Source organism: Paenibacillus sp. cl6col (assembly GCF_900102125.1).
Classification (GTDB): domain Bacteria; phylum Bacillota; class Bacilli; order Paenibacillales; family Paenibacillaceae; genus Paenibacillus_B; species Paenibacillus_B suaedae.
Genome location: NZ_FNAZ01000010.1, coordinates 1 through 26245 on the forward strand (window position 1 = coordinate 1; position 26245 = coordinate 26245).

Annotated in this window: 23 protein-coding genes and 2 pseudogenes; 22 read left to right on the plus strand and 3 right to left on the minus strand. The window is 43.6% G+C overall.

Going from position 1 to position 26245, the window contains the following annotated elements; all coding sequences use genetic code 11:
* The coding region (locus tag BLS15_RS22515) for a non-ribosomal peptide synthetase (RefSeq protein WP_139170713.1) at positions 1–3132 on the plus strand (3132 nt) is incomplete at its 5' end.
* 146 nt (positions 3133–3278) lie between these two features.
* Here BLS15_RS22515 and BLS15_RS30085 read toward each other — a convergent pair.
* A pseudogene (locus tag BLS15_RS30085) lies at positions 3279–3350 on the minus strand (IS3 family transposase); the annotation flags it as partial.
* Between the two features lie 235 nt (positions 3351–3585).
* Here BLS15_RS30085 and BLS15_RS22520 point away from each other — a divergent pair.
* The 17 genes from BLS15_RS22520 (at position 3586) to BLS15_RS22600 (ending at position 20029) form a co-directional block, all read left to right on the plus strand.
* Complete coding sequence (locus BLS15_RS22520; protein ID WP_028532704.1) at positions 3586–3987, plus strand: hypothetical protein; 402 nt, start codon at positions 3586–3588, stop codon at positions 3985–3987.
* A 123-nt stretch (positions 3988–4110) separates the two neighbouring features.
* Positions 4111–4842 carry a DUF695 domain-containing protein gene (locus BLS15_RS22525; protein ID WP_028532703.1) on the plus strand — a complete coding sequence of 244 codons (732 nt, stop codon included), beginning with the start codon at positions 4111–4113 and terminating at the stop codon, positions 4840–4842.
* Positions 4843–5159: 317 nt separating this feature from the next.
* Positions 5160–6554 carry an MATE family efflux transporter gene (locus BLS15_RS22530; RefSeq protein ID WP_021260479.1) on the plus strand — a complete coding sequence of 465 codons (1395 nt, stop codon included), beginning with the start codon at positions 5160–5162 and terminating at the stop codon, positions 6552–6554.
* 316 nt (positions 6555–6870) lie between these two features.
* The gene (locus BLS15_RS22535; RefSeq protein WP_028532702.1) at positions 6871–7377 is read left to right on the plus strand and encodes a DinB family protein; all 507 of its coding nucleotides are present in this window, start codon (positions 6871–6873) and stop codon (positions 7375–7377) included.
* Positions 7378–7547: 170 nt separating this feature from the next.
* Positions 7548–9146 (plus strand): response regulator, encoded by a 1599-nt coding sequence (locus BLS15_RS22540; RefSeq protein ID WP_028532701.1) that lies wholly within the window; start codon positions 7548–7550, stop codon positions 9144–9146.
* Positions 9147–9153: 7 nt separating this feature from the next.
* On the plus strand, positions 9154–10896 hold the full coding sequence (locus BLS15_RS22545) for a sensor histidine kinase (protein WP_036667181.1): 1743 nt from the start codon (positions 9154–9156) through the stop codon (positions 10894–10896).
* Entirely contained in the window at positions 10893–11864 is a 972-nt protein-coding gene (locus tag BLS15_RS22550) for a substrate-binding domain-containing protein (RefSeq protein WP_028532699.1), read from the plus strand. Before BLS15_RS22545 ends, BLS15_RS22550 begins: the two co-directional genes overlap by 4 nt.
* Before the next feature lie 136 nt (positions 11865–12000).
* Complete coding sequence (locus BLS15_RS22555; protein ID WP_028532698.1) at positions 12001–13029, plus strand: galactose ABC transporter substrate-binding protein; 1029 nt, start codon at positions 12001–12003, stop codon at positions 13027–13029.
* Positions 13030–13125: 96 nt separating this feature from the next.
* Entirely contained in the window at positions 13126–14637 is a 1512-nt protein-coding gene (locus BLS15_RS22560; protein WP_028532697.1) for a sugar ABC transporter ATP-binding protein, read from the plus strand.
* A gap of 25 nt (positions 14638–14662) precedes the next feature.
* The gene (gene mglC, locus BLS15_RS22565; RefSeq protein ID WP_021256053.1) at positions 14663–15673 is read left to right on the plus strand and encodes a galactose/methyl galactoside ABC transporter permease MglC; all 1011 of its coding nucleotides are present in this window, start codon (positions 14663–14665) and stop codon (positions 15671–15673) included.
* A gap of 161 nt (positions 15674–15834) precedes the next feature.
* Positions 15835–16176: a helix-turn-helix domain-containing protein gene (locus BLS15_RS22570; protein WP_021256052.1), complete on the plus strand. Its 342-nt coding sequence runs from the start codon at positions 15835–15837 to the stop codon at positions 16174–16176.
* A gap of 188 nt (positions 16177–16364) precedes the next feature.
* Positions 16365–16859 carry a hypothetical protein gene (locus BLS15_RS22575; protein ID WP_090513803.1) on the plus strand — a complete coding sequence of 165 codons (495 nt, stop codon included), beginning with the start codon at positions 16365–16367 and terminating at the stop codon, positions 16857–16859.
* Positions 16860–16903: 44 nt separating this feature from the next.
* The gene (locus BLS15_RS22580; protein ID WP_090513805.1) at positions 16904–17530 is read left to right on the plus strand and encodes an immunity protein Imm33 domain-containing protein; all 627 of its coding nucleotides are present in this window, start codon (positions 16904–16906) and stop codon (positions 17528–17530) included.
* Between the two features lie 134 nt (positions 17531–17664).
* The gene (locus BLS15_RS22585) at positions 17665–18249 is read left to right on the plus strand and encodes a DUF5071 domain-containing protein (RefSeq protein WP_021256049.1); all 585 of its coding nucleotides are present in this window, start codon (positions 17665–17667) and stop codon (positions 18247–18249) included.
* A gap of 143 nt (positions 18250–18392) precedes the next feature.
* Entirely contained in the window at positions 18393–18773 is a 381-nt protein-coding gene (locus BLS15_RS22590; protein ID WP_302848156.1) for a DUF4279 domain-containing protein, read from the plus strand.
* Between the two features lie 43 nt (positions 18774–18816).
* Positions 18817–19320 carry a hypothetical protein gene (locus tag BLS15_RS22595; protein ID WP_090513808.1) on the plus strand — a complete coding sequence of 168 codons (504 nt, stop codon included), beginning with the start codon at positions 18817–18819 and terminating at the stop codon, positions 19318–19320.
* A gap of 163 nt (positions 19321–19483) precedes the next feature.
* On the plus strand, positions 19484–20029 hold the full coding sequence (locus BLS15_RS22600; protein ID WP_090513811.1) for a GNAT family N-acetyltransferase: 546 nt from the start codon (positions 19484–19486) through the stop codon (positions 20027–20029).
* A 194-nt stretch (positions 20030–20223) separates the two neighbouring features.
* Here the strand turns inward: BLS15_RS22600 and BLS15_RS22605 are convergent, their stop codons facing one another.
* Positions 20224–20697 carry a hypothetical protein gene (locus tag BLS15_RS22605; RefSeq protein ID WP_090514026.1) on the minus strand — a complete coding sequence of 158 codons (474 nt, stop codon included), beginning with the start codon at positions 20695–20697 and terminating at the stop codon, positions 20224–20226.
* A 426-nt stretch (positions 20698–21123) separates the two neighbouring features.
* On the opposite strand from BLS15_RS22605, the gene BLS15_RS22610 reads away from it, so the two are divergent.
* From BLS15_RS22610 to BLS15_RS22620, 3 genes are all read left to right on the plus strand, one after another.
* A complete protein-coding gene (locus tag BLS15_RS22610) occupies positions 21124–21930 on the plus strand; it encodes an AraC family transcriptional regulator (RefSeq protein ID WP_021260465.1) in 807 nt (268 codons plus the stop codon).
* A gap of 77 nt (positions 21931–22007) precedes the next feature.
* Positions 22008–22970, plus strand: coding sequence for a proline dehydrogenase family protein (locus BLS15_RS22615; protein WP_090513815.1), 963 nt, complete (start codon positions 22008–22010; stop codon positions 22968–22970).
* 281 nt (positions 22971–23251) lie between these two features.
* On the plus strand, positions 23252–24457 hold the full coding sequence (locus BLS15_RS22620) for an MFS transporter (RefSeq protein ID WP_090513817.1): 1206 nt from the start codon (positions 23252–23254) through the stop codon (positions 24455–24457).
* Between the two features lie 93 nt (positions 24458–24550).
* Here the strand turns inward: BLS15_RS22620 and BLS15_RS22625 are convergent.
* Positions 24551–24802, minus strand: a pseudogene (locus BLS15_RS22625) (Lrp/AsnC ligand binding domain-containing protein); the annotation flags it as partial.
* Between the two features lie 47 nt (positions 24803–24849).
* Here BLS15_RS22625 and BLS15_RS22630 point away from each other — a divergent pair.
* On the plus strand, positions 24850–26028 hold the full coding sequence (locus tag BLS15_RS22630) for a serine hydrolase domain-containing protein (RefSeq protein ID WP_090513820.1): 1179 nt from the start codon (positions 24850–24852) through the stop codon (positions 26026–26028).
* The last annotated feature ends 217 nt before the right edge of the window (positions 26029–26245 follow it).

Sequence of the window (26245 nt, forward strand, 5' to 3'; positions counted from 1 at the left end):
TTCGACGCGTCAACCATCGAGCGGATGGCGGTACACTTCGAGCGATGGCTGCATGAAGTGGCGGAGCATCCAGAGCGATCGATAGGCCAGATGCAGTTGATTAGCGAAGCAGAAACGAAGCAGCAACTGGAGATATGGAACCGGACGGAGACGGCGTATCCACGGGATCCGGTAATTCAAGAACTGTTCGAGGAGCAGGCGGCGGCACAGCCGGAAGCGGTGGCAGTCGTTGACGAAGACCGCCAGCTGACGTATGGGGAACTGAATGCGCGGGCGAACCAACTGGCGCACTACTTGCGGAAGAAAGGCGTGAAGCCGGAGACGCTGGTTGGGATCTGCATGGAACGCTCGGCGGACCTGATCGTCGGGATCCTGGGGATCTTAAAAGCTGGTGGCGCGTATGTGCCGATGGATCCGTCGTATCCGCAGCAGCGCCTGACTTACATGACCCACGATGCAGGAATTGAGTTGATGGTGACCCAGAGGGAGACAAGCGGATGGGTGCCGGAGCCGATCACGCGCATCTGTCTGGACAGCGCTGCCGATCAGGAGATGCTGTCACAGGAGAGCGACCGGAATCCGTCAATCGCCACGACGCCGCACAACATGGCCTATCTGATTTACACCTCAGGAACTACAGGGAATCCGAAAGGGGTTATGGTCGAACATCACACACTGATCAATATGGTGTTCTGGCACCAGCAATTTTACCAAGTAACGGAACAAGATCGTGCGAGTCAAATAGCAAGCATCGCATTCGATGCCGCAGTTGCAGAAATATGGCCCTACCTGAGCAGAGGCGCCAGTTTGCATGTGTGCAAGGAAAGCGTAAGAACGGATCCTGAAGCGTTGCAGAATTGGGTCGTTGAACAGCAAATTACGATCAGTTTTATGCCAACGCAGATGGCCGAAATCATGATTCATCTGCCCTGGCCGTCGCATACATCCTTACGCTGTTTGCTGACGGCGGGGGATATGCTGCGGCAGTCGCCGCCAGCTTCATTGCCTTTTGCACTCATCAACAACTACGGCCCTACAGAGTGTACAGTCATAGCTACAGCAACAGAGGTCAGCCCCTTGCAGGAGGGCATACCGCCAATTGGAGGACCAATAGCGAATACGAAGTTATACGTATTGGATCCACATCAACAACCTGTACCAATCGGTGTCGCCGGGGAGCTGTACATTGGCGGGGCAGGGGTCACTCGTGGATACTTGAATCGTCCAGAGCTGACGGAGGAGCGATTCCTTCCGGATCCTTTCAGCGGTGAGTCTGGAGCGAGAATGTACAGAACGGGAGATGCTGTTAAGTATCAGCCGGACGGCAACCTGATCTATGTAAGCAGGATCGACGACCAAGTGAAAATCAGAGGATTCCGGATTGAGCTCGGAGAGATTGAAATGGTGTTAAGTCAGTTGCCGGCGATCAAGCAAGCTGTCGTCATCGTGCGGGAAGATAGGCCGGGGGAAAAGCAACTGGCGGCGTATTTGGTCGGAGAAGGAAGCGCACAGGAATGGCGGACATACTTGAGCGAGCGCTTGCCAAGCTATATGGTGCCGACCTATTTTGTGCAACTGGACAGTTTGCCGTTAACGCCGAACGGGAAAATCGATACGAAATCTCTCCCGAAAATCGACAGTGTACTGCAAACATCTGCAAGTTATATCGCGCCTCGTCATGCAACAGAGAGAAAACTTGTACAGATTTGGTCAAGCGTGTTAGGGATGAAGGAAACTTCAATTGGCGTCCACGATTCCTTCTTTGACTTAGGCGGACACTCCATGAAAATTATGGAGGCATTGGCAAAAGGGCTGACAGAAGGATGGCATGTAACGGTTAAGGATTACTACGATCTGCAAACCATACAAAAAATCGCGCAAAAGATTGACCATGGTTCAAAAAAATACTTGCATTCCGATACATCTAGGCTGCAATTTCTCAAGCCTCCGAAGAAAGACATCGCTCATGCAACCTACGACCCTATCGGTAATGTATTGCTTACAGGGGTCACGGGTTACCTGGGCATACATTTACTTGCGGAGCTGCTGGATGGAACCAATAGCAGAGTATACTGTTTGATCCGGGGAAGTGACCCGAGGAATCGGTTGTTGGAACAGATTTCCTTTTACTTTCATGACAAGTTTGAAAAGTATAAAGTTATGCTAAGCAGCCGGGTTGTTATCGTAAAGGGGGATTTGTCTGAGAAACAATTCGGCTTAAGCGATGCTGAATATGCTCAACTTGACAGTACGATCAATAGTGTCATTCATTCTGCCGCGTTGACCAAACACTTCGGTAATTACGCTGATTTTGAAAAAGCGAATGTGACAACACTGGAAGAGCTTATATCGTTCGTAGGGCGTAATAAAAGACTGCATTATATGTCCACGATGAGCGTATCAGGTCATATAACATTTGGGGAAGAGCAGCATGTATTTACCGAAAATGATTTTTACGTACAACAAAATTATGAGGATAATGTGTATGTGAAAAGTAAATTTTGGGCGGAACATGCACTGTTCCAAGCGATCTCGAATGGGGTGGACGCTGCCATTTACCGGGTGGGCAATCTGACCAACCGGCACAGTGATGGGCAACATCAACATAATATCGCGGACAATGCATTTATGAGCCGCTTCAAATTTATGTTGCAACATGGGGTTGCATCGAACCAATTCATATCTAATGATATAGAGTTTACTCCTGTTGATGCGTGCAGCAGAGCCGTCGTTGCCTTAATAAAAGCAGATGCAAGCGCTGGGGAAAACTACGTTTTCCATTTGTACAATCATCATAAAGTGGGACTCGGCGAGGTCGTGCAATTGCTATACAAGTCAGGGCATGCGATTGAATTGTTGGATGGTGCGGCGTTCCAGGATCTTATGCTTCGATTATCTCAGGATGATAAGCACATTCATGACATTCAAATGTTAATGGCAGCTGGAGAACAGCTTGAAGGCGATTATGCCATTGTCAAGCATGATTCGTTACAAACACAAATCGCCTTAAGCAAGGCCGGATTTTATTGGCCGAAAATTGATGCACTGTATATGCAAAAAATCGTGACCTACTTGCAAAATTCCGGATACTTACCAGTGAATGAGATGAGAAGCTTGATCCAGCACGTGTAGTGCTATGGCTGTGTAACTTGGTTTCGATCTCACATGATTCCAGGATTGACATCTAAACTGAGCATATATGTAACCTCGCAGCAGCTCCATTGTGATTGGAGCCTTGCTAAACTCTCGTCAAGTAGACATCACTAAAGAAGCAGCCTTTAAGCAACCTTAGTTCGGTATTGAACCGGACTAAGGTTGTTTAGTCTATTTGGAAAACGCTCGTTGTTATAGAACTCTTAAAACCTATATCATTTACGTATGGCTTATTGTCTTTTCCAAATAAAAGCTTACAATAGGTCTTGTACCATTTGCTATTTCGAGGAACATTTTGTCAACGAAATTCATCTAAGGGAAAATAAAAATGAAAATAACATTTCGAATTAGACTTCTATGATCGAGAACTCTGGAAAAGATGAACATCACCTAACAACTATTTACGCATCGGGCTAGAAAGGTATGAGAGAGATGGAACAAATCAAAGCTATAAAAACCGAATTGGGTGAAATTCATGGAAGAGACGCGATCTTCCTTGATGATATTCAATTCAATTATCAAAAGAATGAAGTTACATTAATTGGTGAGATAAGTGGAGGATTATGCACAGAATCAGATGATGATGAGTTTATTAAATACGAATTGCTATTCAAGAAAGTTTATTACTTTAATATGGTTGAGTTAGATGTAAGTTTACAGATGTTTGATCATTCATATCATGAAAGTAGTAGCTTCGTAGAAATAGGTAATACAAAAATACTTAGAGATATAAAGAATGCAAGAGGTCTGGAATTAAAGCAATATGTAATATATACATATGACGAGGTTTTCGTTATCGCATGTCAAGATTTTGAATTACGTTTAAAGAAATAAAAGCAGGAAGCAACAATACACGAAAGATTGGGTATAGGTTTTGTCGTAATATATGTTTGGCTAAGCACTTGGTTCGCAAATAGTATGAAGAAGATGAGATTTCCTGAGGAGGTATAGATCGATATGTCTGATCATTGGGATATTTATTTTTGTGAGATTGAAGGTAAGTTTGCATCAGTTGTATTGGATATGGATATCTGGAAGGAGATTGAGAAATCTGAGTATCCACATCCGATGGTTTTAAGAATACGAATCAAAAACCCTGGAGAAAGCGGTACTCCAATTAATGAAGAGGCTGAATTAATCAACGACCTAGAAGATAAAATCAATGATGAAAGTGCAGATTTTGGATTCCATGTTGGCAGGGTGACTACTGATGGGATACGGGATGTATTTTATTATTTTTCTAAACCTTACGAGCTAGAGAAAGCAGCAGAGACGTATTTTTTGGAACATGGATATGAGATAGAGGTTCTTCATCTTGAAGAGGAAAATCCTTGGGATTTTTATTTTGAGTACCTTTACCCCGACAAATATCAAATTCAACATATGGGGAATCGAAAAGTTGTCGATCAATTACGAGAGTCAGGGGATACATTTGAAGATGTGAGACAGGTAGATCATTGGGTCTATTTTCAATCTATTGAAGATAAAGAGTATTTCGATGCTAAGGTTAAACTTTTGGGATTCGAAATCGATTCAGATGCTCCTAATGACGATAAAATTTATTCTCATATCTATCGTTCTGATTACGTCGACTTCCATTCGATAAATGAAGTTACGGATATTCTTGTTGATTTAGCAGGTGAATGTCATGGTGAATACGATGGATGGGGAACTACAGTAGTTAAGTAGATTAGAGGAAGAGGCAACTTCGCCTGGCTCAAATCATAACAACAAGAGAAAGTAAAAACCCACCCTAAGGTTGCACGCCGAAGGTAAAGTATGTTTCATTATGATTGGACATGATGTGAAGGCGAGTAAGAAGCCGCATCTCTGCTATATGTACATAAAATGACTGCAAAAGCGAGTGCGGTGCTCGGAAACCACGAAATATGCGTAAATAAGGACACACACCTCACTTTCATCTCCTCTAAAGAGTGGTATAATAGTGCGTCACTATGTGAGGTCAAGGGGATCCTTGGCACAATACACGAAGAAGAGATGATACGGTGAGTACAATTGTTCCCAGTATAAAGAGAAGAACGACCTTCCTGTTGAATAAATATTTCACAGGAGAAACGCTTGATTATAAGCAAATTATCGCGATTATTATTCCGATATTTGTGGATCAAGCTTTTATTATTTTGATGAGCCTGTTGAATACGGCCATGATCAGCTCCTCAGGGGTAGCGGCGGTAAGTGCGGTCAGCATGGTGGACTCGTTGAACATCTTCTTGGTCAACGTGTTTGTAGCTGTGGCGACGGGGGGAACCGTCATCGTCGCACAGTATAAAGGCAGGGGCAATGCGGATATGGTTTCGAAGTCAGCTGCTCAAGCCATATCGGCAGTTGCACTGCTGTCGATCTTGATCAGCGCGGTCGTTATTATTTTTCATAACCCCACACTGGACTTATTGTTCGGTCGTGCGGAAGCGGATGTACTGGATAACGCAAGGATCTTTTTGATCGGGAGCTGCCTCACGTACCCATTCATTGCAATTTTCCAAGCTGTGACGGGGGCGTTGCGCGGCGTGGCAGAGACGAAGGCCTGCTTGGGTCTATCGTTCATTATGAACTTGACCTACCTGTTTCTGAATATATTGTTCATTACGGTACTCGATATGGGCGTAGTCGGATTGATCATTTCCATGCTTACGGCTCGTGTGCTGGGGATGGTGATATCGTTAATTTATTTGTTGAAGATAAATCAGACGCTGCAGTTCCGAATTCAGAATGCACTGAAGTTGGATTTCTCAATTTTGAAAAAAATTATGATTATAGGCGTTCCATTTGCAGCGGAGCAGATGTTCTTCAACGGCGGGAAGCTGCTGACGCAGACGTTTATCGTTCAGCTCGGTACGCTTGCGATCACGGTCAATGCCATAAGCGGCTCCATATCGCTTGTGTTCCAGATCGGAGCGAATGCCTTAAGCATCGCGATCGTCACGGTCGTAGGCCAATGCATCGGACGACGCAACATTGAGGACGCGAGGAAGTTTATCAAGTCGTTCCTGTGGCTGTCCTCCATCATATTCGTTATTGCGGCAGTGATTCTCATGCCTTTATTCCCTTGGATCGTGAGATTGTTCTCTCCTCCGGCGGAGATCATTCCTGAGATCTTTAAACTTACGGTGCTGATTGCGATTACCCAGCCATTTTTATGGTCGATCAGCTTTATAATGCCATCGGCTCTTCGTGCAGCGGGTGATTCCAACTTTACTTCGATTACTGCTATGCTCACGATGTGGTTGTTCCGTGTCATTCTGGGCTATGTACTCGGGATACCGCTTGGCCTTGGTATCTTAGGGGTATGGATTGCAATGGTCATAGAGTGGGGGATCCGAGGCTCCGTCTTCCTCTGGCGCTTCCGCGGGGAGAAGTGGTACAGCCGGAAGTTGATTTGATAGTTTCATGAGCCATTACGTTAGCTCTTAAACAAGTAGAAAAGACAGCGAAATCCTAGTTAAGGAGGAGTCACGCTGTCTTTTTTTGCTCTCGTACACTGGATGACTCCCGGAGAGGAAGGAACAGGAAGGCATTTTGCAGAATATTCTAAATGAAATGTATTTACATATGATAGTAGCAGCCCAGTCATACATCGGCAATTACGTTTATCCGCATCGTGCAGCCCCATCTATTGTGCAATTTTACAGCCACCTGACAACCACTTCGTAATGTTCCAAACGTTTCATCACAACAATTAATGAAAGGGAGGTTTCTATGGAACTGGAAGAAATCAAGCAAAACATAAAAGAAACAAGAGACAAACTGCTCGGAATTCTGAAAGGATTAACTGAAGACCAATTAAACGAACGGAAAGACGAAGATAGTTGGAGTATTGGTCAGATATGTCAGCACCTTGCCAAGGTGGAAGAAGTATATGTCGTAGCCATTAAGAGAGGGTTACAGAACACAGAAGAATCATCCGTGGAACACAAGCCAATCGATTCTTTACTAGACAGAAAAATAAAGCTAGCGGCTCCGGACATTGTAAAGCCAACGGATGAACGTTTCGAATATGAAGACATCATTGCAAAGCTAAACATTTCTAGACAACAATTTGTTGAGATGCTAAACGCCTTAGAGGATCCATCGATACTGAGTAGAAGACATTTTGTTCACCCTGCCTTTAAAGAGATGTTATTGATTGATTGGGTGAAATCAACGTATGTACATGAAGAAAGGCACATTCAACAAATTCAAGACATTATAAATGGGGTTAGATAAAGACTGGCATGCGGAAGATTCGGTCAATTAATTCCGAATTATACAGGTGAAGTCAATTCACTAGCGAATAATAATTTCATACGAGCAACAGCCGGTAATTGAAAGCGACTTTACGCTTGCATTCGATTGCCGGCTTTTTTTTCAACTTTTCTCATAAAAGGGGGATGTCCATGTACAAATTAATACTCGTTGATGATGAAGAAGACGTACGAGAAGGTGTGCTGCATGAAATGGATTGGGAGTCATTAGGGTTTACAGTCGTGGAGACGTCAGAGAATGGTCAAGAGGCAATGGAGTACATAGAAAGATTGCAACCGGATATTGTGGTGACCGATATTCATATGCCTTTCATGAATGGATTGCAGCTAGCGGAGTGGATTCGCAGTCATGATCCTTCAATGAAAATAATGATATTAACGGGCTACGATGAATTTGAATATGCGCAGAAGGCGATCAAACTCCATATAGACGAATACGTGCTCAAGCCATTTTCCGCTGCGGATTTGCAAGCCGCATTGGTGAAGGTCAAGCAGCAGATGGATCAGGAGGTTGCGGAGAAGAACAATCTACTAACGCTACAGGATCATTATCGAAAGAGCTTACCTGTATTGCAGCATGTGTTTCTATCTTCTCTTCTTACCGGCAAATGCTCTTTGGAGGACATTCAAGAGAAATGTGAGCGCTATGAGATTGATTTATCGGGTATCGCTTACTTGGTCTCTGCGATTCAAATGGATCATAACAAAGAAGAGAAGAACCGTTATTTATTGCAATTCGCCATATGCAATATTGCTGAGGAGCTTGTGCTGAAGCATATGTCGGGACGGGTATTTATTCACCATGATCATGTCATTGTGTTAACGATGAGCGCAAGCCGAGAGGGAGATAGGATGAGTCAGGAGACGATCGGGATCGTAGAAGAAATTCTTCAGAGTGTCCATCGATTTCTCAAAATAACGGTAACGATTGGCGTGGGAACTGTCGTGAATGATTTGTCCGAGTTGGCATCTTCTTACCAGGAAGCGGTACAAGCACTGCATTATCGATTGATTCACGGAAATCATCGCGTCATCTGGATTGAAGATGTAGAGGCGAAGCGGGTGAATCCACTTGTATTCGACGACATGAAGGAGCAGGCCTTAATCCGCTGTATGAAGGTAGGGACGATAGAAGAAGCGCAAGCGATGATGGGCGAGTTATTTGATGTCGTGGAATCCAGCACGGTTTCGCTGCAAGATTTTCAAATCTATTGGATCGAAATTTGGACAGCCATGATGAAAGTGGCGAAAGATATGGACGTCAACTACGAGCAGTTCCTCGGAGGTGCCGCACATCCATTGATGGAAATCTATCAATGCAATAATGCGTCAGAGGCAAAGAATTGGATGCTTCATCAATGTATGAAAATTATGAATTGCATCGCCGTCGAGCGGCAGACTGGCTACAAGAAGCTGGTGGATGACGCAAAAGCGTATATGAAGCTTCATTATGCGGATCTGGATATTTCGATTCATACGGTGTGCAGGCATTTGCACATCAGCACAGGCTACTTCAGTCATATTTTTAAGAAGGAAGCCAAAACCACCTTCGTAAGCTACCTACTGGAGCTGAGAATGGAAGCGGCGAAGGAGCTGCTGCGGTCAACGGATCTCAAAGCGTTCGAGATCGGTGAGAGGGTTGGGTATGCGGATCCGAATTATTTCAGCTTTAGCTTCCGCAAGCGCTACGGATTGTCGCCCAAGGAATACCGCAATCGGGATCGAGGGTGAAGGTGGCATGATCAACGTCAAGAGCATTCAGTTTATTATCGCAAAAACATTTATATTCATAACCGTTGCGGCGGTGTGTATGGTCAGCATCATGCTGTATAACAAATTTTCCAGTACGGCGGAGACAAATGCGGACTTGAATATTCAACAAGTCGTAGAGCAGGTCAATTATAATTTGGAGATATATGTGAACAACATTACAAGTATCTTCGACGTCGTTCAGGACCTGATTCGTAGGAGTCCTTCTGTGACGAATCCTATTTTAGTAGAGCAGCTGAAATCTATTATGAAAACAAGAGAAGATTTGATTTCGATCGCCTTGTTTACCAAGCAAGGAAAGCTGGTCTTCAACACTCCTCAACTGACCATGCGGAGCAATACACAATTAGAGCGGCAAAGCTGGTTCGAGGCCGCTATGGCGCGCCCAGATCAATTATCGTTCTCCTCGCCTCATATTCAGAATTTATTTAAAACCACTTACAAATGGGCCGTCTCCATCAGTAAGCAAGCTGGGTATCGTACAGGGGGAGGGCAGCCCGATCAGGGTGTGCTAGTTATCGATATGAACTTCAAGACGATCAACGAATTAAGCAAGCAAGTATCCTTTGGCAAGAGGGGCTATATCTACATTATCGATTCGTTCGGCAACATCGTCTACCATCCGCAGCAGCAACTGATTTATGCAGGGTTAAAGTATGAGAACTTAGAACGCGTCCTTACCTACGCATATGGAAGCTTCCAAGATAGCAGCAATGACGAGAGCAAGCTGATTACCGTCAAAACGGTAAATCCGATCGGCTGGAAAGTTGTAGGCGTCGCCTACAAAGATGAGATCGTAACAACCAAGTCTGAACTAAATACCTTTATACTGTGGTTTCTCGTCATCGTCATTCTGATCGTTCTATTCGTGTCGATCGTCGTCTCTGCGAGAATCTCACTGCCCATTCAGAATTTAGCGAAATCGGTAAAGAGCGTGGGGGAAGGGGATTTTACAGTACCGATCTCGACGATGGGCATTTATGAAGTGGACCAATTGTCCAGTAGGTTCAACATGATGCTTCGGCAAATTCGGCAGTTAATGGATCAGATTATTGTGGAGCAAGAGGCGAAGCGAAAGAGTGAACTTGATGTGCTGCAGGCACAGATCAATCCACACTTCCTATACAACACCTTGAATTCGGTCATCCGGCTATCGGAGCGGGGAGAAACAAGGGAGGCTGTTACAGCAATTACATCCTTATCGCGATTTTTCCGGATTAGCCTGAGCAAAGGGAAGAACATCATCACCGTGCAAGAAGAGATTGAACATGTCAGACATTACTTAATCATTCAGACCATCCGTTATAAACGCAAATTTCAATATGCAATAGATATCCAGGATGAGGCATTGGATTGTATGACCATGAAGCTTATTTTGCAGCCAATTGTCGAAAATGCGATCGTGCATGGGATTGAGATGATGCAGGAGGAAGGGAAGATCACCATAACAGCCGCTATTGTAGAAGATAAGTTGATGCTGCAAGTAACGGATAACGGATTAGGCATGAGTCCTCAGATTGTGAACAGTCTTCTAACGAAGAAGGTAAGAAGTGAAAGTGGGTCAGGCGTTGGCGTGAAAAATGTACATGATCGGATCCAGCTATGCTTCGGTCAAGGCTACGGTCTGGAGTTCGAGAGTGAGCTGGAAGAAGGCACAACGGTCAAAATCTGGCTTCCCATTGTCCGGGATGATAGGGAGGCAGAGTCGTGAATCGAAGAATGAATCTATTGTTAATCGTGATTTTATCACTCTCCTTCTCGCTGTCGTCCTGTTCCATCCAGTCCAATATGATGTCGGATAATATGCTCACCATTGACCTGATCGTCAAAATGAATCAAGGCGATTACTGGAACACGCTGAAGAGCGGGGCTGAGGCTGCAGCCAAGGAATTCAATGTGAAGCTTCAATTCTTGGCTCCGAATCATGAAGATGATATTCCAGGTCAGATTGAATTAGTGAATCAATCCATTCAGAACCGTCCGGATGCCATCATTCTTGCAGCGAGTGATTATATGGGGTTAGCACAAGCGACTGATCGAATTGCCTATGAAAACATACCGATCATATCCATCGACTCAGAGGTTGGATCCGCACGTGTGAAGACGTATGTCGGTACGAACAATTATGAAGCAGGGCAGCTGGCCGCGAAGCGAATGATCGAATTGATTCATGAATCGGGTCAAATTGCGGTCATGAACTTTGTAGCGGCAGCCAAAAATGCGAATCAACGGGAAGAAGGGTTTCAAGATTATGTGGCCAGATTTCCTAATGTTCGTGTAGTGGATATTCAATATTCACAGTCCAATCAACGAAATGCGGAGGAGATCACACGCAGATGGCTCGCACAATATCCGAGTCTGGATGGGATAGTCGCACTTAATGCAGAATCTTCAATTGGCGTAGGGCGTGAGGTTCAACGATCCGGCCATGGTGGAAGTGTGAAGGTGATCGCATTCGATAGTCCACCCGAGACAATGGGGTTGTTGCAGGATGGAGTTGTTCAGGGGTTGGTTCTTCAGAATCCATTTAATAACGGATATCTCGCCGTGAAGTACGCCGTCGACATTATTGAGGGGCGAAACGTACCTGAAAGAATAGATACAGGCGTTAAGCTAATTGATCTGGACAATATGCTGTGGCCAGAAAACCAGAAGCTGTTGTTTCCGTTTGTAAAATAACTCAGTGCGCAAGGTGATGAGAATTTCGATAGAACTCAGGAGGATTTTCGATACCGGATCCCATGAGAATCCATCATAATGAAAGCGTATTCTTTTCTAGGGTATTCAGGAATGATGTTGAGGAGGTCTTGATCAGATGAAGAAAGTATCAGCTTTGATTCTGGCGAGTGCATTAATTGCGACAGTTGTTAGCGGCTGCGCAAACGGGAAAAGTTCAGGTGGGAATGGCGGCAGTGAACCCCAAGTAGGTGTTGCGATTTATAAGTTCGACGATACGTTCATGACAGGCGTACGGAATGCGATTTCGGATTCAGCGAAAGGGATTGCCCAAGCCGATATCGTGGACAGTCAGAATTCACAGCCGACCCAAAACGATAAAGTGGATTTGTTCATCACGAAAGGGGTTAAAGCCTTGGTCGTTAACCCTGTTGACCGTACGGCAGCGGGTGTCATTATCGATAAGGCGATGGCCAAAGACATTCCGGTTGTATTTCTGAATCGCGAGCCGCTGCCGGAAGATATGAAGAAATGGGATAAAGTCTATTATGTTGGTGCAAAGGCCGAAGAATCCGGTACGATGTCCGGTCAGCTCATTGCGGATTACTGGAAGGCGAACCCGGGAGCGGATAAGAACAAGGATGGCGTTTTGCAATATGTCATGTTAAAAGGGGAGCCTGGTCATCAGGATGCTGAACTCCGTACGAAGTACTCGATCCAAGCGATCGAAGACGCGGGGATTAAAGTTGAGAAGCTGCAGGAAGATACCGGGATGTGGGATCGCGTAAAAGGGCAAGAGAAGATGGCGGCGTTCTTGGCTGCACATGGCGATAAGATTGAAGCCGTCTTTGCGAACAATGACGATATGGCCTTGGGCGCCATTGAGGCATTGAAGGCGAATGGCTATTTCAAGGATAACAAATTCATTCCTGTGGTAGGTGTCGACGCGACAGCGCCGGCGCTGCAGGCATTGGAAGAAGGAACCCTGCTTGGAACCGTTCTGAATGATGCGAAGAACCAAGGAAAGGCTGCGATCACGCTTGCAAGCGTGCTGGCGAAGGGCGAGAAACCTACGAAGGAAAATGTCGGCTATGAGATCACGGATAATCATTATATCTGGATTTCTTATAAGAAAATTACGAAAGACAATATGGCTGAAGCGAAGTAATGTGAACCGTTGAACTATTGGCTTCAAGTTGGGGAGGTAGAATGATTCGTTATTCGTACCTCCTCTTTTTACGAAGAGACTTAGGGGGCGAAAGGGATGGGACAGCATGAGTTTGTGCTCGAAATGAACAACATCTCCAAGGAATTTCCAGGAGTTAAGGCGTTGGATCAAGTGACGCTGCAAGTGCGGCCTGGAACCGTACATGCACTGATGGGCGAAAATGGAGCGGGCAAATCAACGTTAATGAAATGCCTCTTCGGGATCTATACCCCTGATGAAGGCGAGATTATGGTGAATGGCGAAGCTGTGCAGATTCCGAACTCCAAAACGGCATTGAATATCGGGATATCGATGATTCATCAGGAGCTTCACCCTGTACCTTACCGAAATGTGATGGAGAATATTTGGCTGGGACGATTCCCGACGAGAGGGATTGGCCCTATTCAATTTATCGATCATAAGCGCATGGCGCGAGATACGCGTGATTTATTCAAACAGCTGGACATCGAGTTGCAGCCCGAGACAATGGTTCATACGTTATCGGTTTCCAAAATCCAATCCATCGAAATTGCCAAGGCGGTATCGTTCCATTCCCGTATCATTGTGATGGATGAACCGACGTCATCGCTTACTGATGTCGAGGTTGAGCAACTGTTCCGAATCATTCGAGAGTTGAAAAAAAATGGCGTCGCCATTATTTATATATCGCACAAAATGGAAGAAATCCTTCAGATATCGGATGAAGTGACAATTATGAGAGACGGGAAAAAAATCGGGACGTGGCCGGCATCCGAATTAACAACGGATCTGATTATTTCTCGAATGGTTGGACGCGATTTGACGAACCGATTCCCACCACGGAACAACGTGCCCGGCGAGGTTGTGATGCGCGTTCAAGGACTGACCTCCCCTCTACCAAAATCGTTCAACCATGTGAGTTTTGACTTGCACCGTGGTGAAATCGTTGGGATCGGCGGATTGGTAGGCGCACAGCGCACCGAATTGATGGAGGCCTTATTCGGACTTCGGGACATTCAATCGGGTACCATCTCGATTCAAGGCAATGAGGTACGGATCGATTCTCCCGTCATTGCGAAGAAACATGGTATGGCATTGTTAACGGAGGAACGTCGCGTGACAGGCATTTTCCCGGTGTTATCGGTTCATGAGAATGCGGCAATCGCGAATTTGGAGCGCTATCGCAAGCCTTATTTCCTGTTAGACGGGAAGAAGAAGAAGGCGGAAGTGGATGCGATGGTTCAGAAATTGAGAACCAAAACACCGTCTACGCGCGAACTCATCATGAACCTGTCTGGCGGGAACCAGCAAAAGGTGCTGTTTGCACGCTGGCTCCTGACGGAACCGGATATATTGCTGTTGGATGAGCCTACCCGCGGCATTGACGTTGGGGCTAAATATGAAATTTACTCGATCATTGCTGAACTGGCCTTGCAGGGCAAGAGCATTATTATGATCTCTTCGGAAATGCCGGAACTCATCGGGATGTCGGATCGCATTATGGTCATGTCCGAAGGGCGGTTAACCGGGATTTTGAATGGGAAGGAAGCGACGGAAGAGGAAATTATGCGGTTAGCGGCGCAGCATTAAGCGGCAGAGAAAGGTGAGATCTACGATGAACGCGAAGCGAATTCAAACTTTTATTTCCCAAAATGTCATCTATATGGTTTTGGCTGTTCTTATCATTGGAATTGCGATTTACGATCCTTCATTTATAGGATTAAATCCACTCCGGGATATCCTGAATCAGTCATCTACACGGGTCATTATCGCCCTGGGCGTTGCATTTGTGCTCATTACAGGCGGTACGGACTTGTCTGCAGGCAGAATTGTGGGTTTATCCGCGGTCGTATCGGCGTCCATGCTGCAGACAACCGATTATGCGCGCAGGTTTTTCCCTGATCTGGAGGAACTGCCGTTATTCGTGCCGATTCTACTAGCAGTCGTTGTAGGCCTAATATTTGGACTCATTAACGGTATAATCGTCGCGAAGTTCAAGGTGCCTCCATTCATAGCGACTTTAGGTACGATGGTGGCTGTGTATGGCGTCAACTCCTTGTACTTTGACACGGCTCCAAATCATTCGCAGCCGATCGGCGGCTTGCGGCCTGATTTTAAAGAATATTTCGGTACAGGAAGCATCGGATATGGCGGCGTATCCATTCCGATTATTGTGGTGATTGCAATCGCAGTTGCGTTTATCGTATGGGTTGTGTTCAACCAAACGAGATTGGGCAAAAACATGTATGCGATCGGCGGGAATCAGCAGGCAGCAAGGGTATCAGGCATTAATGTAGGCAAAAACCTAGTGTATATCTATGCCATTGCTGGCGCGTTGTATGGCCTGGCCGGGGTTCTCGAAGCGGCAAGAACCGGGGGAGCGACGAATAACTACGGAAATATGTACGAATTGGATGCGATTGCCGCTTGCGTAGTCGGCGGCGTGTCAACCACTGGGGGCATCGGAACGGTTCCTGGTGTAGTGACGGGCGTGCTTATTTTTACGGTCATTAACTACGGTTTGACCTTCATCGGCGTAAGCCCGTATTGGCAGTTGATTATTAAAGGATCGATTATCGTAGCGGCTGTTGCCTTCGATATGCGGAAATATGCAGCTAAGAAGTAATGGTATTGATTTGTATAGGTTGAGACCCTTCCTTTATGGGAGGGGTTTTTTATTTGTTAGTCCGTGGAAACTTTTGTGGGGGATTGAATGTATAGTAATGGGAGAGGTGTAAATGTTCTTTGGTTTGACTATGTGTGATTTTATTTGAAGGAGGACAAATCATGAAGCAACTAAATCTTAGTGCCATCATCTGTTCATTCCTTGTAGGGCTTTCTCTTGTTGTTAGCAGTGTCATTATTAGTCAATCCTCGGACAGAGAAGTAATGAAATACGGATCCAGACATAAACCGCTCTTGACGATCGAAGAGGCAGCTGAGTATTTACATATTCCTGAATCCAAAGTAAGAGCCATCATTTCAAGTGAAGAATTAATGTTAAGGAATGGTGTTGATACTAGTAGATTATTATTTCCGATCGTTAGGATTGGAACCGACAATTTTATTAGTACAGATGGGTTACAAGAATGGTTGAAGGAGCCTCTAAAACATCGATTGCAATATTAAAGAATATGCTTCGAAGAAGGAGGAACTTAGATGGCAGCGTAAACCGATAAAGTCAAAAAATGAAGAGTTGAGAGAACAACCCTGCGAGGCTAAGTCCGTCGGGCTCTGCGCTTTCGCTCCCTTAAATCACTTAGGCTTGTAGATACAAGAGCATTAGCTGAAAGTCCCGATTATTGGAGGTGTTTTTGGTGAAGGCTTGGGTAAAACGTCAAGATCCTAATAACAAATATGGAGCAAAATTTACGTTAGGGAACAGAGATGTTGAGTTGCCTGAAACAGCCATTATATCAGTAACACGTGGGGAACGATTTAATATTACACGTATGATCATTAATGGGATTGTGAATGAAATTGTAAAGAAGCAGCTTACAAAGAATGAGAATTTGTTATATGCAGAGCTTTCAGGTCAACTTCAAGGAGGGATCGGTCAGACCGTAACTGTATGGAAAGATGCTAGTTCAATGAATTATTTTAGAACGAATGGAGCACATAAATTTGCAAAGAAGTTTTTTTCATGGGTGTTTTATAGTGGTGAAGTTAGAGCATATTTTTTAACATGGAAAACCGGAAATAGAATCCCATTAGATATAGAAATAGAAGGGATAATAAAGAAATATGGCAAATATTTTGACGGTGGAAAGCTTATAAGACATGCTCAGCAACCACCCGATAATTCCAGATGATAAAGTAGATCGACTCTGAAAGTGCAAAGGAGATACATATAAAAATGACTTGGAGTTTGGATAGTGTTGTAGAAAGACATAAGGAAGCGCCCTATACGTTTTATGTTCCGAGTGAGTATGTATTGAGTAAGATTGTGGTTGGAGAGTTGGTCAAGCTTAGCTTTCTTAGTGATGAAGAAGATTCAGAATATTGTGGAGAGAGAATGTGGGTTGAAATCATCCATCGATCAGGTGATGAACTGATTGGAACATTACGGAATGAGCCGGTATCTATCAAGGATCTGGTTTTCGGTCAAGAAATCCATTTTAAAATTGAACATATTTGCGACACGATGCATCATGATCCTAGCGCTGTAAATTGGGATTATTATTTTGAGAAGAAGGTTGTTGTAACGAACGATGTGCTGGAGCGAAATGAATTTAATTTTATGGTAAGGGACTTTCCTAATGAAAGCTCAGAATCGGATACGGGATGGAGTTTCTTTACGGGGTATGAAGAAGAAAACGATCCTGATGATATCAATAATTATCAATTTATTTCGATAGGGAAGGTATTGAATATAGATGATTCGATTCTAGCTTTTATAGATCGGGAGCCTCAATGTGCCTTTGAAAGGAATCTTGAGACGAAAGAGTTTTATGAGGTATTTGATTATGAGTGGGAAGAATAGTTGAAAGGGTTGCAAAAGATTGATGCATCAGCTAATCAAATTTTCTTGCTCTAATATTTTTTTAAAAGGGAAGAAACAGAGGATGTCACATAAATGAAATCAAAGTAGCATGGAGCTGGAGGGGGCAGGGCAACATGGACGATCTTAAACAGTTACTAACTTATCTGCATTGGGATACTCCATCCGATAAACTTCAAGAAGCAAAGATTCAATTCAAAAAATTGAAGGATGAGGAGCTCAAAATTCTAGTTCAACCGATTGATAAAATGCATTGGGATCATGCTGCTAATGTAATAATAGAAATTGGTTATCCGCGAGTACATAAAATACTTCCTGATCTTTTAGAATGGCTTATGGATATAAATTGGCCGGGAGCTATAAGAATATCTGAATTTTTGGTCTCAATAAAAGAACCTTTGATACCGTCTATTAAAGAAGCGCTGAAAAGTGAAGATATGATTTGGAAGTATTGGATTATAGAGTGCGTATTAATAAAATGGTCAGTGGATTTAGTGGAACAAATAACTGATGAATTAATATTTGTAGCTTCAAAATTTGATGATGAAGAAGTGCATCTATCAGCATTGAAGTTGTTGGTTCAATATAAAATGTTAGAATCTAAAGAATCTTTGAATTTAATAGATAGTAAATTACAGGATATTCGAAACTGCGATATTTTTGATGAGCTTAATCAATTGAAAACGATGGTGCTAAATTGAAACTGCATGGATGAAAATCTTAGAGATAGGATGATCAATTAAGTGCTTAAGTTGCAATGAAAAAACACCTCCAAGGTTGACAATTATAAAAGATGAGGTGAAGTGAACTGGGGGAGAAAACAAGGGTAAAAGTTTACTACAGTCTGTTCGGAGATGATTTTGATGTAGACGAAGTGACAAGACGAATAGGGATAAATCCCAGCTCTGTATCACTAAAAGGTGAAAGAATAAATGAAAATCGGACTAGAAAAGAAACATCGTGGACAATTAGTACTGATTATGAGGAATCACTAGATGTAAGTGGTCAATTAAATCAGATCATTATACAGCTTCGCGATAAGTGCGAAATAATTAATACAATTCAAAAAACGTTTCAAGCTACCAACAAGCTTTTTATCGTGATAATCATTGAGGAGGGAATGACTCCAGCATTATACTTAGATTCAGAACTGATTAAATTTGCAAACGATATTAATGCCGAGTTCGATATTGATATCTATGCTAATAATTCGGAATGGGATTGATGCAAAAGTTTTCAGAGCTATTCCGTTAGTTAAAGGAGAAAAAATGAAGAAAATCATCTTTTTATTAATTGCTGCCTTGATTATTTCTAATGTTATTTGGGGGTACTTATACTTTAAGGTAGATCATCCTGCTGTCCATGTGTATAACCTCAAAGGTACCGGAGAAATGTGGGACATTACGGATTACAAAATAATAGTCACTCCTAGTAATATACTGCGCGGACATGGAAAGTTAGCGTACAAAGGTGATCCAAAGAATTTTGAGAAGATTACTTATTATCAAATGAAATTTGAAGAATTGAATTTGGATGGGAATTATGACATCGTTTATATGACTGAAGCAAGTTCTAAAGAAGGGACTGTAGCTATTCCCGCCAATCTAAATGATATAGGTTCTATAACCAGAGAATATTCTTATAATGAACCAAAAAAGGATATACATAACTATAATAGCACTACGTTAACGATTACATGGAATGATAATGATGGTAAGCTTCACTCTGAATCCATACGTCTTTCCATTGAAAATGAGATTAATCTTGATTAATGCATATTGTGTTGCGAATGAACGTAAATTTCATTCTACTACCAGGTTCGGCATCTTGTACTCCTCTTTCGATAGATGTATAATCATGGAAAAATTTCGTAAATATACGACCCAGCCTAAGAGGTAAGCTATCTAGGGTTGATTCGCAACGGGGGGACGATATATGAAGCAATTGCCGACGATTGAATTAGAAAGATTGCTATTGCGACCGTTTCGTTTAGATGATGCGAAAATTGTTCAAGAATTAGCAGGTGATAAATATATTGCAGAGATGACGCTGTATATCCCGCATCCCTATGAGGATGGAATGGCAGAACAATGGATCGATACACATGCCGTTAATTTTGATGGAAATCGTTCACTCGAACTAGCAATTGTACATAAGGAAGATCAATATGTAATCGGAGCCATCTGTATTGGACTGAATCCCAAGTTTGAACATGGTGAATTGGCCTATTGGATAGGGAAAGCGCATAAGAACAACGGATATTGTACAGAGGCAGCGAAGGGAATTGTCAAATATGCATTTGAAGAAATGAATGTGAATCGAGTTTATGCACGTTTTTTAGGGAAAAACCCTGCATCGGGACGAGTAATGGAAAAGCTGGGTATGAAATACGAAGGAACACTGAGACAACATGTGAAAAAATGGGGTGAATATGAAGATCTCATTTATTACGGGCTTTTAAAGGATGAGTATCTTAATTAATGAAAATCTGCAATAGATTGAAATCTTAGAGATAAGGATGATCTTGTGATGGATATCCCGTTTATCTCGAGATAAGCATTTCGAATTGTTAAGAAAGACATGTCAAGTTTTCAACGTAAAAATACCTCCAAGCTTGACGCCCGTATCTTACGATATAAGGGCATTTACTTGGAGGTGTTTTAATTTGTCTCACGTTACTTATTTTTTATTTGCACTAAAACTCTTGATATTGCCATCCATAAATTGATAAACATCAAAGTTCCGAAAATATCAGCCATAACTACATTATATCCTGTAAATAGGTTTTCAAAGCGAAATAATGGCGTGTTATAAATGGCTATGAATAAAGATATGATCATTGATAACAGAAACAGTTTTTTCTTGGTTATCATATAAAGGCAATACAGGAACGTATAGTAAGCCCAAAATTGCGCGGCAAACCATGCATGAGAGAGTCGAATGCCTGCTTTTGTATGTAGAGTTGTTAAAACCAGTACGAGTAATACAAGCAAAGCAATGAAAGGAGCAAATTTAACGAACTGCAAAAGCTTTATGATAAAGCTTTTTTTTGTGCTTGGATGAGTAACTTCATTTTGAATCATCTGGCTCGATAAATAATGAATGAAGAACATTAAACCTAGACTAATAGCCAACATCAAAAACATCATCATAATTATTCCTTCTTTTCTAATGTAATCAACTAAGATGTCGTAAGATTGAAAACTTATTTTAACTTTTATTATTTTTTTCTTTATTTAGTAATTTTCAAGTTTTTTTTAAGGAGAATGGTTCAGTCGAATACTCCGATTAGGTGGGGGATGCATTGAAGTATGTAATGAGTTTTCTGATTACAGGTTCTCTACTTGTATTGCTGTTTCTTTCATGCGATGATCCGGTTACCACGACAGCTTCTTATATTCACTACCTACGAGTATACCGATATAAACAAGAGGGTGGAATTAGTCTCTGTAAAATATCCATCATAACCACAAAACAGTCATAATGATGTGAATGTCTGTTGTTTGCAATGCGATTGGCGAAATAACGTATTGAATATGATTGGGAAGTATAGTTGAACATTTGGAGGTTAGAAAATGACAGATGTAACCTTTTACCGTGATGAAGCGCTCCCTTTTCTGGAAGCGAAGCGCTGCCATAAGAGTGACCTGGCATATCAGAAGCATTTTCACGAAGAGTATTCCATCGGTTTAATCGATGAAGGCGAAACGCAGGCATGGTGTGATGGCGACTTGTGGCGCGTTGAGAAGGGGAGAATAATCAGCTTTCCGCCGCTTATCCTACATGCCTGTCAGCCTGCGGAAGATGAAGAATGGAAATACAAAATGCTGTTCATTAAGCCGAAATGGTTCGCTCATCTTGAAATGCCTGATATTAATCGTCTTCAAATCCCTTTCTTGCTCGAAACTGGGAGGAATAAAGCTTGCAGCATGCTGCTCAATCGCACCATGGAGGCACTGACTCGCAGTGCTACTCCACTAGAAATTGAAACATCGTTAATCGAACTGGTGCACAAGCTTGTAGATAAGCATGCATACGATCTGACGCTTGAGCCATATGGAATAATGGAAACGAAGTACGTCAATTTGATCAAGGAATATATCCATGCGCATTATACGGATCGAATCACGCTCGACACGTTGGAGCATGAAGCCGGGATCAGCAGATATCATCTTATCCGTATGTTCAAAAAAGGAACGCATTTGCCGCCTCATGCGTATCAAAATCTACTTCGTATCAATCATGCCAAGAAGGAACTGAAGAAACGGCGCTCTATTGCCGAAATTGCCGTAGATGCCGGCTACTATGATCAAAGCCATTTTATAAAAGCCTTTGCCAAAATAGTAGGGGCAACACCTCAAGCTTATGCTATCTCCGTTTAGATAAGCGCAATTTTTTACAATCGTAACCTCCTCTTATCCTGTAGATTGAACCTATAGATAAGAGGAGGTATTATTTGATGATAACAACGACTAATGTGGAAGAGCAATTTTCTAAAACGATGAAATCCATTGCCCGTCGAGCTGATTTGAAGGCTTTTGTTGAACAGACACCCGCCATTTATCAGCTTTTGCAGCGCGCGGCAGCAAAGTATGTGACAGGGGAGAATCGCCAGGATGGCCTTGAGGTAGGACGAAAGCTAGCCGATAAAGGGTACGCTATATCGCTTGAATATATCGGTGAAAATACGACGGATATCCAAGACTGCGAACATGCGGCTCTGGAGCTTACGCTGCTTATTCATACGTTGGCTCAACATGGAATACCAGCTCGCGTATCGTTTGATCTATCTCACATCGGCTTATCGATAGATAGCGAATTGGCCTATAAGAATTTGACAGCAATGGCCGCACTAGCTCGACAGGCCGACGTCGAGCTGTTTGTCAGCATGGAGGAATCAGCTAAGACAGACGCCATACTTTCGATTTATACAAAAGCAGCAGCCGTATATGCGAACCTCGGCATCACACTTCAGGCACAATTGAACCGTACGGCACAGGATTTGAACGATATCTCAGGACGGATTCGCATTGTGAAAGGTGCGTACCAAGAAATGGAGAAGATCGCCATGCCGCGTTCATCTGCCTTAAATGAGCGATATATACAGCTTATAGAGCAGGCCATCCGCAAAGGGCATCGTCTGTCGATCGCTACTCATGACGAGTCTATCATTGATCAAGTTATTAAGCGGGGATGGATCCATGAGCCGGGCGTTGAATTCGAGATGTTATATGGGATTCGGCCTGATTTGAGCAGTCGATTGAAGAAGGCAGGTTATCCTGTTCGGATTTATCTGACGTTTGGTCGTGAATGGTATTTGTATCTATGCCACCGGATTGCGGAATACCCGCCAAATGTATTTCAAGCAATTCTAGATATGACGGAGGCTGGAGCAGCCGATCCCGTACAGAATTATGAATAAATCCGTGTTTAGCTTCCACTGCATGTTAGCTACTATACATCCATACGAAATTTGAGAGTAGATAGAGTAATATTCAATAGGTGGAGATATACAAGTAAGTCGGAAGGCGGTATCTAACGATGCCGCCTTTTTTTGCATTTATTATAAATGAAATAACAGAAAAATAACTGGATAATGACGAAAGATCGTTGAGAATTCCTTTAATCATGCATGCCAATTTGCAACGGTTTTCTATATGCTTAAACCCGAAGCATGAAAACCATCGATAAAGGAGACTTGGCATGATTGTAAACACAAGAACGAGGGTTGCATCCCAGAACAGCTCTAACGAATTGCCTGCAAACCGTCTTCCGATCGTTAGTTTGTTAGCGTTGGCTATGGCGGCCTTCATATGCATTCTGACGGAAAGCCTGCCGGCAGGTCTTTTGCCACAAATCGCACAAGATCTCCGGATCACGGAGTCACTTGCTGGACAGCTAGTTACGGTATATGCAATCGGTTCGCTGATTGCCGCCATCCCGTTAACAACAGCTACTCGCGGATGGAGACGTCGACCGCTGCTGCTGTTCTGTCTTATTGGCTTTCTTCTATTTAATTCAATAACTACATTCTCTACTTCCTATAGTCTGACCCTTGTGGCTCGTTTCTTGGCTGGGGTATCAGCTGGCGTGTTATGGGGGATGACCGCGGGCTACGCCCGTCGCATGGTGCCTGATTCACAGAAGGGGAAAGCAATGGCCATAGCCATGGTTGGAACGCCATTAGCATTAGCGCTAGGTGTGCCTATCGGAACCTTTTTGGGGACTCACATCGGATGGCGATTGATTTTCGGTTCCCTATCTATATTGACCGCCTTCTTACTTGTCTGGGTACAGTGGAGGCTGCCCGATTGCGAAGGGGAACAGACTAGCAATCAACTTCCACTCTTCCAGATCTTCACACTTCCTGGTGTGAGATCAACCCTGTTTCTTGTGTTCACTTGGGTGTTGGCGCACAACATACTTTACACCTATATTGCTCCTTATCTAGCCGGAACTTTACTTGCCAATCGAACTGATCTGGTGTTGCTGGTGTTCGGCATTGCTTCGGTGCTCGGCTTATGGATTGTAGGGATGTTGATAGACCGTATTCTGAGAACGCTCGTGATCATCAGCTTTGCAGGATTCGCGTTGGCTTCGATCGCCATGGGCATTGGCAGCGAACAACCGATCATTATTCTGTCAGCTGTTGCGGTGTGGGGACTTACGTTTGGTGGTGCGGCCACACTGCTGCAGACCGCAATTGCTCAAGCAGGGGGCGAAAGTTCTGATGTTGCTCAATCCATGCTTGTAACCGTGTGGAATCTTGCCATTGGTGGAGGAGGAGTGAGCGGTGCGCTCCTGCTTGAGTTGCTGGGGTCAAATTTTCTCCCAGGATCCCTGTTTATCCTCTTACTTCCTGCTCTAATTGTTGCCTGGTTGGTTCAAAGTCCCGCGTTCTCCAAATAAAAAGCATAAAAATACGGAAACGAATACTGAAAAAGGAATCCGATATGAGGATTCCTTTTGTGTATTCTGCCTCAGTTAAAATACCGATACTTACTACGCCAGCAAATTCGTCCCCTCAATTAGATTTTTATATGCAATAGGGGATGACATCACAATTAGGGTTGTATAGGTGCCATAAGGGTCGCACTTATTTTCAAACGCTTCTAAACCATGCGTGGAGTCTGTCGATACTTTTAATAAATAGTTGTGTTCGCCACTGATTCGATAACACTCTGCGACTTCAGGAGCTGCACGGCAAAAATCTAAGAAGGCATAGCAATCCCTCGTTCGAAAAAGCATGTAGGCCGTACAAGCTTATGAATCAACAACTATGCCTGGAGAGGAATGAGGATATGCGCAGCATCGAGACAAATCTGCAGTCATTCGTAAATAATATCATTGACCACACACTTTCGGAAAAAAGAATTGTGGGTACTGTGGTTCAAATTTCATGGAAAGGAAATGTGGTATTCAATAGGGCAGCAGGGCTTGCTGATCGAGAGCAGCAGCGGGTGATGCAAGAAGACGCTTTATTTAGGTATGCGTCGGTAACGAAACCAGTCGTTTCTGTTGCGGCTTTAGTCTTGATTTCACAGGGGAAATTACAGCTTAGCGATTTGGTGGAAACGTGGCTTCCGTATTTTCGTCCCATCTTGTCAAATGGGGGGCATGCTTCTATAACAGTTCATCAGTTGCTGACACATACGGCCGGGCTAACCTATCGGTTCTTTCAAGAGGATAACGGAACCTATGAATTAGCTGGTGTATCCGATGGGATGGACGCAGCAAGAATCACATTAGAGGAAAATCTGAGGAGGATCGCATCAGTGCCCCTTCTCTATGAACCAGGAACAATGTGGAGGTATTCGATAGCAACGGACGTACTGGGCGCTGTAATTGAAAAAGTGACGGGCATGCCTCTCAGTGAAGCCGTTCAAAGACTCGTTACACAACCGCTTGGTATGACTGATTCGGCTTTTGTAGCTGTAGATGAAGCGAGACTTACAGCTGCTTACGCAGATCATCCAGAAGAGCCTCGGCGCTTACTCGAAATGGATGCCGTCCCTTTTGTGGAAGGGACAGCTGGTTTTCGGCTTGCCCCTAATCGGGCACTTGATAAGGCAGCGTATCCTTCCGGCGGGGCTGGTATGATTGGCAGTGCGGGAGATTTCCTGAAGCTGTTGGAAACATTGCGATTAGGCGGTGCACCTATTCTCCCACAAGCGCTGGTTGCTGAAATGACAACCAATCAAATTGGTGACCTGAATATGCCGTTTTGGCCTGGGAGAGGATTTGGATTAGGTTTTACATTGCTGAAGGATCCGCTAGCTGCGAACACGCCTGAATCACCAGGATCGTGGAGGATGGGTGGTACGTACGGTCATTCTTGGTTTGTTGATCCACAGGAAGAGCTAAGTGTTGTGGCCTTTACGAATACAGCACTGGAGGGGATGTCCGGTAGATTCACGACGGATATCTGCGAGGCGGTCTATGCCGGTATTCAGCAGGAGAAAAGTCATTTTGCTGATTAACGCATTGAACAAATAGTTATTTCTCTAAATAATTTTCAGTCATTCTACTTCCCGATTCGACACCTTGTGCTCCTATTCCACTAGATGTATAATCATGGAAAATGCTGTGTAAATACACGACCCGACCTAAGAGGTAAGCTATCTAGGGTCGGGTTTATTTACAAAGGGGGACTATTAGTCGGAAGCTTAACTTTTCACTTATTAATGAGTGTGCTTT